This window comes from Pelomonas sp. Root1444, from assembly GCF_001426885.1.
Lineage (GTDB): Bacteria > Pseudomonadota > Gammaproteobacteria > Burkholderiales > Burkholderiaceae_C > Pelomonas.
Genome location: NZ_LMFP01000003.1, coordinates 226,853 through 241,617, shown reverse-complemented (window position 1 = coordinate 241,617; position 14,765 = coordinate 226,853). Strand labels below are relative to the sequence as shown.

General features: G+C 67.7%; 12 protein-coding genes and 1 tRNA gene. 12 read left to right on the top strand and 1 reads right to left on the bottom strand.

Annotated features, from left to right (window positions below):
- Window positions 1-253 precede the first annotated feature (253 nt).
- Window positions 254-433, bottom strand: a complete 180-nt coding sequence (locus ASD35_RS27910; RefSeq protein WP_235538296.1) for a hypothetical protein — start codon at window positions 431-433, stop codon at window positions 254-256.
- On the opposite strand from ASD35_RS27910, the gene ASD35_RS03910 reads away from it, so the two are divergent.
- The 12 genes from ASD35_RS03910 to ASD35_RS03855 all read left to right on the top strand — a co-directional run bounded on the left by ASD35_RS03910 (window position 372) and on the right by ASD35_RS03855 (window position 14,764).
- Entirely contained in the window at window positions 372-3,299 is a 2,928-nt protein-coding gene (locus tag ASD35_RS03910) for a TonB-dependent receptor (protein WP_235538234.1), read from the top strand. The two genes, ASD35_RS27910 and ASD35_RS03910, sit on opposite strands and share 62 nt — an antisense overlap.
- Before the next feature lie 156 nt (window positions 3,300-3,455).
- The gene (locus ASD35_RS03905) at window positions 3,456-5,015 is read left to right on the top strand and encodes a tryptophan halogenase family protein (RefSeq protein ID WP_056873596.1); all 1,560 of its coding nucleotides are present in this window, start codon (window positions 3,456-3,458) and stop codon (window positions 5,013-5,015) included.
- Between the two features lie 17 nt (window positions 5,016-5,032).
- The gene (locus tag ASD35_RS03900) at window positions 5,033-5,737 is read left to right on the top strand and encodes a SapC family protein (protein WP_056873595.1); all 705 of its coding nucleotides are present in this window, start codon (window positions 5,033-5,035) and stop codon (window positions 5,735-5,737) included.
- Between the two features lie 7 nt (window positions 5,738-5,744).
- Complete coding sequence (locus tag ASD35_RS03895; protein WP_056873594.1) at window positions 5,745-6,728, top strand: cupin-like domain-containing protein; 984 nt, start codon at window positions 5,745-5,747, stop codon at window positions 6,726-6,728.
- A gap of 14 nt (window positions 6,729-6,742) precedes the next feature.
- Window positions 6,743-8,983, top strand: coding sequence for a DUF6445 family protein (locus ASD35_RS03890; RefSeq protein WP_082579895.1), 2,241 nt, complete (start codon window positions 6,743-6,745; stop codon window positions 8,981-8,983).
- Window positions 8,984-9,018: 35 nt separating this feature from the next.
- Window positions 9,019-9,951 (top strand): hydroxymethylbilane synthase, encoded by a 933-nt coding sequence (gene hemC, locus ASD35_RS03885; RefSeq protein WP_157275360.1) that lies wholly within the window; start codon window positions 9,019-9,021, stop codon window positions 9,949-9,951.
- A complete protein-coding gene (locus ASD35_RS03880) occupies window positions 9,948-10,697 on the top strand; it encodes a uroporphyrinogen-III synthase (protein ID WP_056873592.1) in 750 nt (249 codons plus the stop codon). Before hemC ends, ASD35_RS03880 begins: the two co-directional genes overlap by 4 nt.
- Before the next feature lie 16 nt (window positions 10,698-10,713).
- Window positions 10,714-11,856, top strand: coding sequence for a uroporphyrinogen-III C-methyltransferase (locus ASD35_RS03875; RefSeq protein WP_235538233.1), 1,143 nt, complete (start codon window positions 10,714-10,716; stop codon window positions 11,854-11,856).
- A gap of 2 nt (window positions 11,857-11,858) precedes the next feature.
- Window positions 11,859-13,106 (top strand): heme biosynthesis HemY N-terminal domain-containing protein, encoded by a 1,248-nt coding sequence (locus ASD35_RS03870; RefSeq protein ID WP_056873591.1) that lies wholly within the window; start codon window positions 11,859-11,861, stop codon window positions 13,104-13,106.
- A gap of 89 nt (window positions 13,107-13,195) precedes the next feature.
- Window positions 13,196-13,272 (top strand) — tRNA-Arg (locus ASD35_RS03865).
- 135 nt (window positions 13,273-13,407) lie between these two features.
- On the top strand, window positions 13,408-13,713 hold the full coding sequence (locus tag ASD35_RS03860) for a DUF2249 domain-containing protein (RefSeq protein ID WP_082579893.1): 306 nt from the start codon (window positions 13,408-13,410) through the stop codon (window positions 13,711-13,713).
- 10 nt (window positions 13,714-13,723) lie between these two features.
- Entirely contained in the window at window positions 13,724-14,764 is a 1,041-nt protein-coding gene (locus ASD35_RS03855; protein ID WP_056873590.1) for a peptidase U32 family protein, read from the top strand.
- The last annotated feature ends 1 nt before the right edge of the window (window position 14,765 follow it).

Sequence of the window (14,765 nt, the reverse complement as noted above, 5' to 3'; positions counted from 1 at the left end):
AGCGTTGTCATCCCCTATCTTCCACGGGCCTGGGGTGTGGTGAATCTCGCAACTTCCTAACCATCAACTCGCGTAAACCCCAGGAGGTGCGCAGCGCCGAAAAAATACAGTACGCAGGGCGCTTGGGGCGGCATCTCTTTTTTGACAACGCTGGTAACGCTAACAATTATTGAGATCCAGAGCCATAGCAAGTGGTCAGCAAATTGGGGCCCACAGGGCCATTAAAGAAGGCAAGGAGACACATGAAACACCCTCAAATTTCCAGAATGCGGCGAGATCTGCGGACGAGCCGCCTCAAGCCCGTCGCTTGGGCATCCTCGATCGCATTGCTGAGCGGTGCAGCAGCGGTCCACGCGCAGCAGGCAGCGGCGGTGCCGCCGTCGAACGCGGCTTCGGCGCCCAACGCGCTTGAAACCGTGGTGATTACAGGCATTCGCCAGTCGCTTGACAGCGCTGTCACCCTCAAGCGCGAGTCACGTGGCTTGGTCGATGGCATCGTGGCCGAGGACATCGGCAAATTCCCCGACACCAACCTCGCCGAGTCGATGCAGCGTATTGCCGGCGTGTCCATCGACCGCTCGGCCAGCGGCGAAGGTTCCAAAGTCACCGTCCGTGGTGTGGGCCCCGACTTCAACCTGGTGTTGCTGAACGGCCGCCAGATGCCGACTGCCCTGATCGGCTGGGAAGGCGCGGGGGCCAATGGCTCCCGTGCATTCGACTTCGCCAACCTGTCCTCCGACTCCATCTCCGCGCTAGAGGTCTACAAGACGGCACGTGCCGAGTCGCCCACCGGTGGCATCGGCGCCACCATCAACGTCAAGACGGCCCGCCCGCTGGACGTGCGCGAGCGCATCGCCAGCATCGGCGTGAAGGCGAACTACGACGCTTCCGTCGGTCGGCTGCCCGGCCCGCTGCAAGGCGACAAGGCGACGCCCGAAATCTCCGGCATCTACAGCGACACCTTCGGCAACCGCACGCTGGGCATTGCCATCAGCGGCAGCTACTCCAAGCGCGATTCGGGCTCCAACAAGGCTTACACCCAGAACGGCTGGGGCACCAACGACCCGGCGGTCAAGTCCGCCAGCCCGACCACCAACATCATCAATCAGCCGACTGGCCTGTATGCGACGTCGCGTGAATTGCGCTACTCGCTCACCGGCATGGAGCGTGAACGCCTGAACGGCCAGGTGACGTTGCAGTTCGCCCCGACCAAGGAGCTGAAGTTCACCGTCGACCACACGATGGCGGTCAACACGCTCAGTTCCAAGAACGCCGAAATGTCGAGCTGGTTCAACAACTCGTTCTCCGGCGATCTGAAGACCAACCCGCCCACCAAGTTCACGACCGGTCCTATCGCTGCGCCCATCGTCCAGACGGCGATTTGGGACGGCACGCACGACCTGGCCATCAACACCGGCCAGTACGCCCAGAAGTCGAAATTGAACTCCACCGGCTTCAACGTCGATTGGAAGGTCAGCGACGCGCTGCGCATCGACATCGACGCGCACCACTCCAAGGCCAAGACCAGCCCCGACAGTCCCTTCGGTACGTACAACGCCATGGACCTGGCGATGTTCAACCAAGGCAACGCCACGGCCTATTACGACCGGGATTTCCCGATCCTGGGCTTGCCCGGTCAGACCTTCGACGACACGAAGTTGAACGTCACGGGCACGCAGTTCCGCAACAACCTGAGCGATCAGACCATCGACCAGGCGCAGGCGCGCGGCACCTACCGCATCGACGCCGACAACAAGCTGCTGGCCGGCCTCGGCTTCACGAAGACCAAGAACCGCTCCGCCAGCTACAACAACCAGAACAACGACTGGAGCGGTGTCGCCCCCACGCTGGGTCAGTTCGCTGGTATCAGTACGGGTACCTACAGCCTCGGCGGCTTCTTCAACCGCATCCCGGGGCATGACGACTCGCGCTTGTTCTCGTCGTTCTACATGGCGGACTTCGCAAGCCTTCGTGACCGCGCCATCAAGGTCAAGATGGCCAACACGCCGGGGATGACGCAGGCACAGGCCGAGGCCTACTTCGCTGCCGCACCGGACTACACCCGCGGCGACGACTGGCGCGCGACGGAAAAGTCCTCCTCCGTCTATGGCCAGTGGGACCACTCCTTCGACACGGCCATGCCGATGAACATCTCGGTGGGCCTGCGCTACGAGAGCACGAAGGTGGACGCGTCGTCGCAAGTGGTCGACCGCAACGGCACGACGAACTGGAAGTCGCAGAACGAGATCGACCTGACCTCGGGTGGCACGACTTTCGGCACCAAGTCCGGCAAGTACTCGTACTGGCTGCCCAGCATCGACTGGGATGCCGACCTGGCGGACAACTTGAAGGTGCGCGCCAGCTACGGTGAGAACATCGGCCGCCCTGGCTGGAACCAGATGCAGGGCGGCCTGAGCCTGAACAGCCCGGCCAACCCGAACGGCGGCGGCACCGGCTCCACCGGCGACCCGGCGCTGAAGCCGCTGAAGTCCAAGAACCTGGACCTGTCGGCCGAGTACTACTACGCCAAGTCGAGCTACGCGGCCCTGGGTCTGTTCTACAAGAAGGTCAACAACTTCGTCACGACCTCGTCCGTCGACATGACGTTGCCTGGCATCCTCAACCCGGCCAGCGGTACCTACTACAACGCTGCGTTGGCGGCTTGTGGTGGCAACACGCAGCCGCTGTGCATTCGCAATTACATCTTCCGGAACTACGGCGGCCAGCCTGGCGTGACGGTGTCCGGCCCGTTGACCGACGCGGAGGTCAAGGGTGTCATCACCAGCGCCGTCCCAGGCGCCACGCCGATCGGCTTCAAGGTCAACACCTTCAAGAACGGACCTGGAGACACCATCAAGGGCCTGGAGTTGAACTTCCAGCACATGTTCGGCAACAGCGGCTTTGGCGTGTCAGGCAATTTCACGAAGGTGAAGACGGGCCTGAAGTTCGACAACCTCCGCACGGACCAACAGGCGGCGTTGCTCGGCGTCAGCGACTCGGCCAACCTGGTCGGCTTCTTTGAAAACCAGACCTGGTCCGTCCGTGCGGCCTACAACTGGCGCGGCGAGTTCCTGGCGGCGATCGGCGACGGCAACGGCAACAACCCGGTCTACACCGAGCCCTACGGCCAGGTGGATGCGTCCATCGGCTTCAAGCTCGGCAAGAACCTGACCCTGCAACTCGACCTGCTCAACCTGAACGACGGCTACATCCGTCAGCATGGCCGCACGGACGAGATGCTGGTCTCGGCCATCCAGACCGGTCGCCGCTACCTGATCGGCGCTCGCTATCGCTTCTGAGGGGTGAGCCCTGCTGCCCGGTGACCGCCCTCTCGGGGCGACGCCGGGTGGCTCATTGGCCGAGGTGGGCATATGCGACCGCCTCGGCCAGTTTCTTTGCAGAATTCACTGGCTCGTGCGGCATGACCATCGGCCGCACGGCCATACTTATCCGGAATGAACGCCCAGTTGACGACAGCTGTTCGACGAATCGTGGTGTTGGGAGGCGGCTCGGCCGGCTGGCTGACCGCCGCCACGCTGGCGGCCGAGCTGGGCGGCGACGCGCCCGACGCGTTGCAAGTCACGCTGATCGAATCGCCCGACGTGCCTTCCATCGGCGTGGGCGAAGGCACCTGGCCGACCATGCGTGCCACGCTGCGCCGCATCGGCTTGAGCGAAGTCGACTTGGTGCGCGAATGCGATGCCGCCTTCAAGCAGGGCTCGCGCTTCGACGGCTGGCTGCACGGCGGCCAGGGCGACCGCTACTACCATCCATTCACGTTGCCCCATGGCTACGGTGATGCTGAACTCGCCGGCGCTTGGCTGCAAGGCGGTTGCGATCAGGCCTTTGCCGAAAGCACGGGACCGCAGCCGCACCTCTGCAACGCCCACCTGGCACCCAAGCAGACCACGACACCCGACTTCGGCGGCGTCGTGAACTACGGCTATCACTTCGACGCGGTCAAGCTCGGCCATCTGCTGCGGCGGCATGCGACCACCGTGCTCGGGGTGCGCCATGTCGTCGACCATTTCACCGCCGTACGCGCGCACGAGAACGGCGACATCGCGGCCCTTGCGACCCGCGAGCACGGCGACATCGAGGGCGACCTGTTCATCGACTGCTCGGGACTCGCCAGCTTGCTGCTCGGCAAGCATTTCGGCGTTCCCTTCCGTTCCGAAAAAGGCGTGCTGTTCAACGACAGCGCGCTGGCCGTGCAGGTGCCGCATGCCGATGCCCGTGCGCCGCTGGCCTCCGCCACCGTTGCCACGGCACATGCCGAAGGTTGGACCTGGGACATCGGCTTGCCGACGCGGCGCGGCATCGGCCTCGTGTACTCCAGCGGCCACACGGATGAAGCCGCCGCCGAGCGCGCTCTGCTGGGTTATCTGAAGCGCAGTGGCCTGGATCACGCCGACGTGTCACTGCGCCGCTTGCGCTTCAGCCCGGGCTACCGCGAGCAGTTCTGGCACCGCAACTGCGTCGCTGTCGGGCTCGCCGCCGGCTTCATCGAGCCGCTGGAAGCCTCGGCGCTGGCCCTGGTCGAGCTCTCGGCGGCCTTCATCCGCGATGAGATCCCCGCCCACCGTGCGGACATGGACCTCGTCGCCAAGCGCTTCAACGACGCCTTCGCCTACCGCTGGTCGCGCATCATCGACTTCCTGAAACTGCACTATGTGCTGAGCCGCCGCGACGATGCCGACTACTGGCATGACCACCGCAAGGCGGCCACCCAGCCCGAGTCGCTGCGCGACCTGTTGCAGCTCTGGCAGCACCGCGTGCCGTCGCACAACGACTTCTATCGCGTGGAGGAAGTCTTCCCTGCAGCGAGCTACCAGTACGTGCTCTACGGCATGCAGTTCAAGCCGGCGCTGCGCGCCTTGCGCGCGCAGCAACTGGCCAAGGCCGAGGGCTGCATCAAGGAGGTGGCGACAATGACGCGGCGCCTGCTGGGCGGGTTGCCCCGCCATCGTGATCTCATCCAACACATCCATGCACACGGCATCGCCGCCGCGTGACTTTCCGACCGATATCCATGCTGCAACTGCTCAACAACATCCAGCACAAAGACCTGCGCATCGTCACCCGGCGCGGCGCGAGGTGGGGCGACGACTTCATGTCCGCTCCCGCGACGCCGGTCGAGTTCCGCAAGCTTCAGGCGCACTATCCCATCGTGTTCCAGCCGGACGGCAACGGCAGCTTCCTGCCGGTCGTGCTGTTCGGCCTGCGGGAAGGCGAGAACCTTTTCCTGCGGGAGGATGGCGAGGACGGCTGGGATGCCGACTATCTGCCGCTGTCGGTGCAGCGCATCCCGTTTTCCATCGGTGTGGCGGAAGACGAACTGCGCATGATGGTGGACATGTCGAGCAAGCGCATCAGCCATGGCGCCGAGGGCGAGGCGGTGTTCCTGCCTCACGGTGGTACGACCGACCTGACCGAGCACGCGAATTCGGTGTTGCGCACGCTGCACGAAGGCTTCGAAGCCACGCCCGATTTCATCCAGACCCTCGTGGCACACGACCTGCTGGAGCCGTTCACGCTCGACGTGGAGCGGCCAGACGGCTCGCGCGGCCAGTTGCTCGGGTTCTACATGATCCACGAGGAGCGCCTCGCCGGGCTGGACGCCGGCACCATCGGCCTGCTGCACCAGGCCGACTACCTGCAGCCGATCTACATGGCCATCGCCTCGCTCTCGAACTTCCCGCCGCTCATCAAGCGACACCTCGCACGAGGCGGTTGACGCCGCCATGTTCGAGCGCAGCGACGTGAGCGCCGAGGCCATTCCCGCCGAGGTGCTGCAGTCCACTCAGCCCGTGCTGATGCGCGGGCTGGTGCAGCACTGGCCGCTGGTGCAAGCGGCACGGCGTTCGGACGCGGATTTCTGCAACTACCTGCGCGGCTTCGGTGCCGAGACGCGTTTGGCCTTGTGGCGCGGCGGGCCGGAAATCGGCGGCCGCTTCTTCTACAACGACGACTTCTCGGGTTTCAACTACCGCCATGCGATCGGCACCTTCGGCGCGTTGCTCGACGAGCTTCTTGCCGGCACGCACGACGCGCTCTATCTCGGTTCGACCGAGATTGACACCGCCTTCCCTGGGCTGCGCCAGGGCAACGATCTCCCCCTCCGTGTCCCCAACGACCCCCTGGTCAGTCTTTGGCTGGGCAATCGCACCCAGGTGGCGCCGCATTTCGACCTGCCCGACAACATCGCCTGCGTCGTCGCAGGGCGGCGTCGTTTCACGCTGTTCCCACCCGGTCAAGTCGCCAACCTCTACGTCGGGCCGTTGGACCTGACCCCTGCGGGCCAGCCGATCAGCCTGGTCGACATTGCGCGGCCTGATCTCGGGCGCTTCCCGCGGTATGCGCAGGCGCTGGAGAGCGCCCTGGTGTTCGATCTGAATCCGGGCGACGCGCTCTTCATCCCCAGCCAGTGGTGGCACGGCGTGCAAGCGCTCGACGCCGTCAGCGCGCTCGTCAACTTCTGGTGGCGGCAGTCGCCCGCGTTCATGGACACGCCGCTCAACACGCTGATGCTGGCGCTGTTGTCGCTGCGTGACCTGCCCGCCGCGCAACGTGACGCATGGCGTGCGCTGTTCGACCACTACATCTTCGACGCCGACGAACAGACGGCGGCTCACATCCCGCCCGCCGCACGGGGCGTCCTCGCGCCGATGAACGACAACAGCGCCCGCATGTTGCGCGGCGTGTTGCTGAACCGATTGAACCGATAGGCTCGTCCAAGACCATGACCACCGCACCCAAACCCGTTCGTCGCGTCGTGATCGCCGGTGGTGGCACCGCCGGCTGGATGGTCGCCGCAGGCTTGTCCAAATGCCTGGGCAAGCACTACGACATCCGCCTGGTGGAGTCCGAGGAGATCGGCACCGTCGGTGTCGGCGAGGCCACCATCCCGACGCTGCACCTGATGCATGAGATCCTCGACCTGGACGAGCGCGAGTTCATCCAGGCCACGCAGGCCACCTTCAAGCTGGGCATCAGCTTCGAGAACTGGCGCAACGTCGGCGAGAACTACTTCCACTCGTTCGGCAAGACCGGCAAGGGGCACTGGACGGCCGGCTTCCACCATTTCTGGCTGGAAGGCCGCAAGCGCGGCCTGGCCAGCGACTACGGCGACTACTGCCTGGAGCTGCGTGCCGGCCTGGACAATCGCTTCGCCCTGCTGCCCGACAACGGCATCAACTACGCTTACCACTTCGATGCGACGCTGTACGGCCAGTACCTGCGCCGCTTCGCTGAGGATATCGGCGTGCAGCGCATCGAAGGCAAGATCGCCAAGGTCCATACCGATGCCGCCAGCGGCGACGTCACCGGCCTGCAACTCGATGGCGGCGCGCTCATCGAGGGCGACTTCTTCATCGACTGCACCGGCATGCGCGCGCTGCTCCTCGGTGAGACGCTGGGCGTGCCTTACGAAAGCTGGTCCCACTGGCTGCCCTGCGACAGCGCGCTCGCCGTGCAGACCACGCTGGTCGGCGAGCCCGTGCCCTACACCCGCTCGATCGCCCACCCCTGGGGCTGGCAGTGGCGCATCCCGCTGCAGCATCGCGTCGGCAACGGCCTGGTGTTCAGCAGCCAGCACATCAGCGATGACGAGGCCAAGGCCGTGCTGCTGGCCAATGTCGAAGGCGAGGTGTTGCGCCCGCCGCGCGTCATCAAGTTCACGCCGGGCCAGCGAGAAGTCGTCTGGAAGAAGAACGTCGTCGCCATCGGCCTGTCCAGCGGTTTCCTGGAGCCGCTGGAATCGACCAGCATCCACCTCATCCAAAAGGGCATGACCCGCCTCGTCGAGCTGTTCCCGACCGACGGCATCCGCCAGTCGGACATCGACGAATACAACCAGCAGGCCCGCGAGCAGATCGAGGTCATCCGCGACTTCATCATCCTGCACTACCACGTCACCCACCGCACGGACTCCGCCTTCTGGCGCCAGTGCCGCGACATGGACGTGCCGCCGCTGCTCAAGCACCGCATCCAGCATTTCCGCGACACCGCACGCATCATGCTGCGCCAGGGCGAGCTGTTCGCCGAGAACTCCTGGGTGCAGGTCATGATGGGGCAGGGCATCGTTCCGGCCAGCCATCACCCGATCACGCGCAACATGGACGACCGCAACCTGGCGGACTTCCTGAACGACATCCGCAAGGACGTCGCGCGCACGATGATGAAGCTGCCCAAGCACCAGCAGTTCATCCAGGGCTTCTGCCCGGCGCCGAAGGTCGAGGTGAGCGCAGCCAAGCGCGTGCTGGCCGGCCCGACGCTGCGCATCAACCCCGATGCGCGACTGCATGCCGTGGAACTGGTCGGTGGTGCCAAGGTCCACGTGGTCGACGACTTCGTGCAGGATCCGGAGGCCCTCGTGGCGCTGGCTCAGTCCGCGGCGGGTCAGTTCGGTGCGATCGCCGGCCACCCCTACCCGGGGCCGCAGCTGGATCTGCCGGGCAGCGTTTCTGCCGAGTTGGACGCCTTCTTCCGTCAGCACCTGCGCGAGCCGCTGCGGCTCGGCGCGCCGCTGGGCATGTATGGCCGCTTCTCACGTGTCGCGCAGGACGCATCGACGCTCGACGCGCGCCAGCGCATCTGCCACCGCGACGACTCGGCCCTGCAGCCGGGCGAGATGATCTCTGCCTCCGTCCACTACCTGTTCAAGGACGCGTCTCTGGGCGGCACGGTCTTCTTCCGCTCGCTGATGTCCGACGCCGACACACAGCAGTTCCGCCGCGACGCCAACACGATGGACGCCAGCGCCTTTGGCGACAAGTACGGCATCCCGCCGGGCTACATGACCGAAAGCAACCGCTACTTCGAAGTCATCGGCCGCGTGCCGGCCAGGTGGAACCGCGCCATCTTCTACGACGGCGGCATCTTCCATTCCGGCGACATCCAGTGGGCGGCCCACAAGGCGGGCTACCAGGCCGGCCTGGGCCGTTTGACCATCAACGCCTTCTTCAAGAGCCGGCTGCCCTGAGCCCCGGGATGCATGACCTCGATAATCGAGGCCATATGACCGCCCCCAACCCCATCACCATCGCCACGCGCGAGAGCCGCCTGGCGCTGTGGCAGGCCGAGCATGTGCAAGCCCGCCTGGCCACCGAACTGGGCCTGACCGCCACGCTGCTCGGCATGACGACGCGCGGCGACCAGATCCTCGACCGCACGCTGTCCAAGGTCGGCGGCAAAGGCCTGTTCGTGAAGGAGCTCGAAGCGGCCCTGGCCGACGGCCGCGCACAACTGGCCGTGCATTCGCTCAAGGACGTGCCGATGGAGCTGCCCGAGGGTTTCACGCTCGCCGCCGTGCTGCAGCGCGAGGACCCACGCGACGCCTTCGTCTCCAACGACTTCGCCTCGCTGGCCGAGCTGCCTCAAGGTGCCGTCGTCGGCAGCTCCAGCCTGCGACGTGTCACGCAACTGCTCAGCCTTCGCCCGGACCTGCGCGTCGAGCCGCTGCGCGGCAACCTCGACACCCGGCTGCGCAAGCTCGACGAGGGCGGCTATCACGCCATCGTGCTGGCGGCTGCGGGGCTCAAGCGGCTCGGCCTCGCGGCACGGGTGCGGGCGCTGTTCGAGATCGACCAGATGCTGCCTTGTGCAGGGCAGGGCGCGCTGGGGCTGGAGATCCGCGCCGACGACAGCGCGCTGGCCGAGGCGGTCGCCAAGCTGGCCCATCCGCCGACGCAGCTGGCCTGCGAGGCCGAGCGCGCCGTGTCGCGCGCCCTCGGCGGCAGCTGCAGCCTGCCGTTGGCAGCCCATGCCCGCTGGCAGGGCAGCACGCTCTGCCTGGACGCCGCGCTCGGCCATGCGGAAGCGCACACCTCGCCGCTGCTGCGCTCCAGCGTCGCGGCCGAGGTGATCGATGTCGAATCTGCGCGCGCCCTGGGCCAGCAGGCCGCCGCACGGCTGCGCGATCTCGGCGCCGGCTCCTACCTGCCCGGATGACCTCCCCGACGCTGCTGGTCACGCGCCCGCGGCCGCAATGCGCGGCCTGGCTGGCCCGCCTGGCGGAGCTGGGTGCGCCGGCGGCGGCCCTGCCGCTGATCGAGATCCTGCCCGCCCGCGACCCCGGCCCCGTCCGCGCCGCCTGGGCGGCGCTCGCCGCGGTGGACCTGGCCGTGTTCGTCAGCCCGAACGCCGTCGAACAGTTTTTCGCCCATGCCGAGGGCGCTGCCTGGCCCGTGCAGGCGCTGGCCGCCTGCGTCGGCCCCGGCAGCGCACAGGCGCTGGCCGACCGGGGCGTGCCGCCGGGCCGCATCGTCCAGCCCGCTGCCGATGCGGCCAGCCTGGACTCCGAGCACCTGTGGCAGCAGCTGGCGCCATGTCGCGACTGGGCCGGCGCCCGCGTGTTGCTGCTGCGCGGGGACGGCGGGCGCGAATGGCTGGCCGAACGCCTCGTGGACGCCGGCGCACAGGTCGAGGCCGTCACCGTCTACCACCGTGCCAGGCCGCGCTTCGACGCCGCCGAGCAGGCCTTGCTGAACGCCGTCCGGGCCGACCCGCAGGCCTACGTGTGGCTGTTCAGCAGCGCCGAGGCCGTCGGCCACCTGAGCGGCCAGGCGCTGACCGGCCAACGCGCCATCACCACCCATCCACGCATTGCCCAGGCCGCCCGAACCGCGGGTTTCGAGCCTGTGGTTTTGGCGCGACCGGACCCTGAAGCGGTGACTCGGGCCCTGAAATGCCTCTGACAGAATCTCCCGTACCGTGAGTGAGCCGATTTCCCCTGTCGAAATGCTGCCGGCGCCGTCCCCTGCGGTGGTGCCACCCCCATCCAGCGCCGCCTTGCCGGCCTGGTTGCCGTGGCTGCTGGCCGTGCTGGGCGCCGCCGTGCTGCTGTGCGTGGCGCTGGCCTGGCAGAGCCTGTCGCGCCAGCAGTCGCTGGAGCAGGAGCTGGTGCGCCGGCAGGAAGCCAGCCAGGCGCAGGCCACCGAGGCGCGGTTGGCGGCCAAGCAGTCCGGCGAGCTGGTGCGCGACACCGCCGCCAAGGTCTCGCTGCTGGAAGCCCGCCTGGCCGAGGTCGCGCTGCAGCGCGGCCAGCTGGAGGAGCTGATCCAGTCCATGTCCCGCTCGCGCGACGAGAACGTCGTCGGCGACATCGAGGCCGCCATCCGGGTGGCCTTGCAGCAGACCCAGATCACCGGCAGTGCCGAACCCCTCGTGGCGACGCTCAAGCAGGCCGACGAGCGCCTGCTGCGCTACAAGCAGCCGCGCATGGAAGGCGTTCGCCGTGCCGTCGCCCGCGACCTGGACCGCGTCAAGGCCGTCTCGGTGGTCGACGTCTCCACCTTGACCATCAAGCTCGACGAGGTCGTGCGCATGGCCGACGAACTGCCGCTGATGTCCGGCGGCGAGGCGGCGGTGCGCCCGCGTGACGATCGCGGCGGCGATGCCGCCCGGGACCGTGAGCGCGCGCTCAAGCTGCAGCGCGAACAAGCCGCGGCTGCCGCGGACGGCAAGCTGTCGCTGTGGTGGTGGCAGGCGCGCGAACAGTTGTCGAGCTGGACCGGGATCGTCTGGGGCGAGGCGCGCACGCTGCTGCGCGTGACGCGGATCGATCATCCCGAGGCGGCGCTGGTCTCGCCGGACCAGAGCTTCTTCCTGCGTGAGAACCTCAAGCTGCGCCTGCTCAACGCGCGCCTGGCGCTGTTGAGCCGCCAGTTCGACACGGCGCAATCCGACCTGCGCGACTGCCAGGAGATGCTGGCCCGCTACTTCGACATGCGCTCGCGCAAGGTCGCGGGCGTGTCGGAGCTGCTGCGCCAGGTGGCCGGCCAGGCCCGCCAGGTCAGCGTGCCGCGGCCGGACGACACGCTGGCCGCGCTGACCGCTGCCGCAGCGGGGCGCTGACCATGCGGCTGGTGATCTGGCTCGTCCTGCTGTTCGCCGTCGCGGTCGTCGCGGCGCTGACCCTCGGCTCCAACGACGGCCTCGCCAGCTTTTACTGGCGCGGCTGGCGCCTCGACATCTCGCTCAACCTCTTCCTGCTGCTGCTGGTCGCGAGCTGCTTCGCGCTCGTCACGGCTATCCAGGCCATCGAGGCGCTGACGACGCTGCCCAAGCGCGCCCGCGAGTGGCGGCTGGCGCAGCGCGAACGCAGCGCCCAGCTGGCCTTGCGCGAAGCCCTCGTGGAACTCTTCGGCGCCCGCTTCAGCCGCGCGCAGAAGGCGGCGCAGAAGGCGCTCAACATTCAGTCCGCCACGCCGGAGCTGGCGGCCGACCAGTCCTTCATGGCGCTGGCCCACCTGCTGGCTGCCGCCAGCGCACACCGCCTGCAGGACCGCCGCCATCGCGACGAGCAGTTGAACCGCGCGCTGGAACTGGCGCACCGTGCCGGCGGCGCGCGCGCGCAGGAGGACGGTGCGCGCCTGCTGGCCGCCGAATGGGCGCTGGACGACCGCGATGCCGCGCGTGCGCTGAGCCAACTGGGCGAACTCGCCCCCGGTGTCGCCCGCCGCACCCAGGCCTTGCGCCTGCGCCTGCAGGCCTCGCGGCTTGCGCGGCAGCCACTGGACGCGCTGCGCACCGCGCGCCTGCTCGCCAAGCACCAGGCCTTCTCCAAGGTCGCGGCGCAGAGCCTGCTGCGCTCGCTGGCCTTCGAGGCGCTGGACGGCGCGCGCGACGTCGACCAGCTGCGCACCGTCTGGCAGCAACTGGACCCCGCCGACCGCCGAGATCCCCTTGTCGCGTCCCGCGCCGCGCATTGCGCCGGCCAACTCGGCGCGCCGGATGATGGCCGCGGCTGGCTGCGACCTTTCTTCGACGACCTGGGCGACCTGCAGCCCGACGACCGCGCCGCGTTGGCTCATGCCCTCGTGCCGGTGCTCGCAGGTTGCGGGCATGACTGGCTGCAGCGCCTCGAATCGGCACAAGCGCGCTTCCCTCGCGAGCGCGCACTGGCCTATGCGCTGGGCCATGCCTTGGCCGAACGCAAGCTCTGGGGCAAGGCGCGGCTGATGCTCGAAGCCGTGGCCGAGGACGCCGGCATGCCTGCCCCGGCACGGCGCCGCAGCTGGCTGGCCTTGGCAGCGCTGGCCGAGCAGGAGGGTGATGAAGCCCGCCGCGGCCGTTGCTTCGAGGCTGCGGCCCGGCTGCCGTGAGCGCCAAGGAGCCGCTCGCGAAGATTTCTTCAAAAAGTTGGGCGAGTCTTGCCGAGGGCCAAAAAAACTGGCTATACTGTGAGGCTTCAGCGGCTGTAGCTCAGTTGGATAGAGTACTTGGCTACGAACCAAGGGGTCGTGGGTTCGAATCCTGCCAGCCGCACCAAAAATAAGAAGAGAAACCACGGGCCAGATGCGCAAGCGTCTGGCCCGTTTTCCTTTGTGGGTGACCTGTTCGGTACCCGGGCCAGCTTGACCCAGTTCAAGGCGCCGCGCCGCGCGGGCCCGTAGTCTGCGAGCCATGGCGACATCCACCGCACTTCATGACCTTCGCCCACTCGCTCCGGCGCAGCGCCACGGGCTGGCCTTCCAATGCTTCGACGCGCTGGCGCCGGGCGAAGCCTTCGAGCTGATCAACGACCACGAGCCGCGCGGCCTGCTGATGCAGTTCGGCGCCCATCATCCGCAGGCCTTCAGCTGGCAGGTGGTGCAGGCGGAACCGGGCCTCTGGCGCATCCGCATCGGGCGCCTCGTCAGCAGCGCTGCCGTGGCCGCAGCCGATGCCGGTGACTGTTCGTGCAGTTGCAGCTGCAGTGGCCGGCGCTGAGTGCCGGGCGATGTCCGTCGCACTCTCCCCGCAACCTCGCAAGCCCCAGCTCGTCTGCCCCGCCGGTTCCCTGCGGGCCCTGCAGCTGGCCTTTGAAGCCGGTGCCGACGCGGTCTACCTGGGCCTGAAGGACGCGACCAACGCGCGCAACTTCGCCGGGCTGAATTTCGACGCCGCGCAGGTGCGCGAGGGCGTCGCGCTGGCGCACCGTTTGGGCCGCCAGGTGTTGATGGCACTGAACACCTTTGCCGACGCGCGCGACACCGGTCCATGGCAGCACGCCGTCGACCACGCCGCCGAGCTGGGGGCCGACGCCCTCATCGTGGCCGACAGCGCCGTGCTCGCCGATGCGCGGCGCCGTCATCCGCAGCTGCGCCTGCATCTGTCGGTGCAGGCTTCGGCGACGAACTGGGAGGCTATCGAGTTCTACCGCCAGCGCTATGGCATCGAGCGTGCCGTGCTGCCCCGCGTGCTGACGCTGCAGCAGGTGCAGCAGTTGCTGAAGCATTGCAGCGTGCCTGTCGAGGTCTTTGGCTTTGGCAGCCTGTGCGTGATGGTGGAGGGCCGCTGCGCGCTGTCCAGCTATGCGACCGGCCAGTCGCCCAACACGGCCGGCGTGTGCTCGCCGCCGTCGGCCGTGCGGTGGGACGAGGCCGCGGACGGCGTGCGCGCGCGCCTGGGTGGTGTGCTGATCGACCACTACCGCCCCGGCGAGCCGCGTGGCTACCCGACGCTGTGCAAGGGCCGCTTCGAGGTGGGCGGTTCAGCGCACGACTATGCGCTGGAGGAGCCCACCAGCCTCAACACGCTCGCCCTGCTGCCGCAGCTGATCGCTTCCGGCGTGGCCGCCATCAAAATCGAAGGCCGGCAGCGCAGCCCCGCCTACGTGGCCGAGGTCACCAAGGTCTGGCGCGCCGCCATCGACACGGCCTGGGCCGCTCACGAGGGCCGCGGCCGCTACAGCGTGCAGCCTGCATGGGACGGCCAGCTCGCCCGCTGGGCCGAGGGCCAGCAACACACGCTCGGCGCCTACGACCGACCCTGGAGATGAA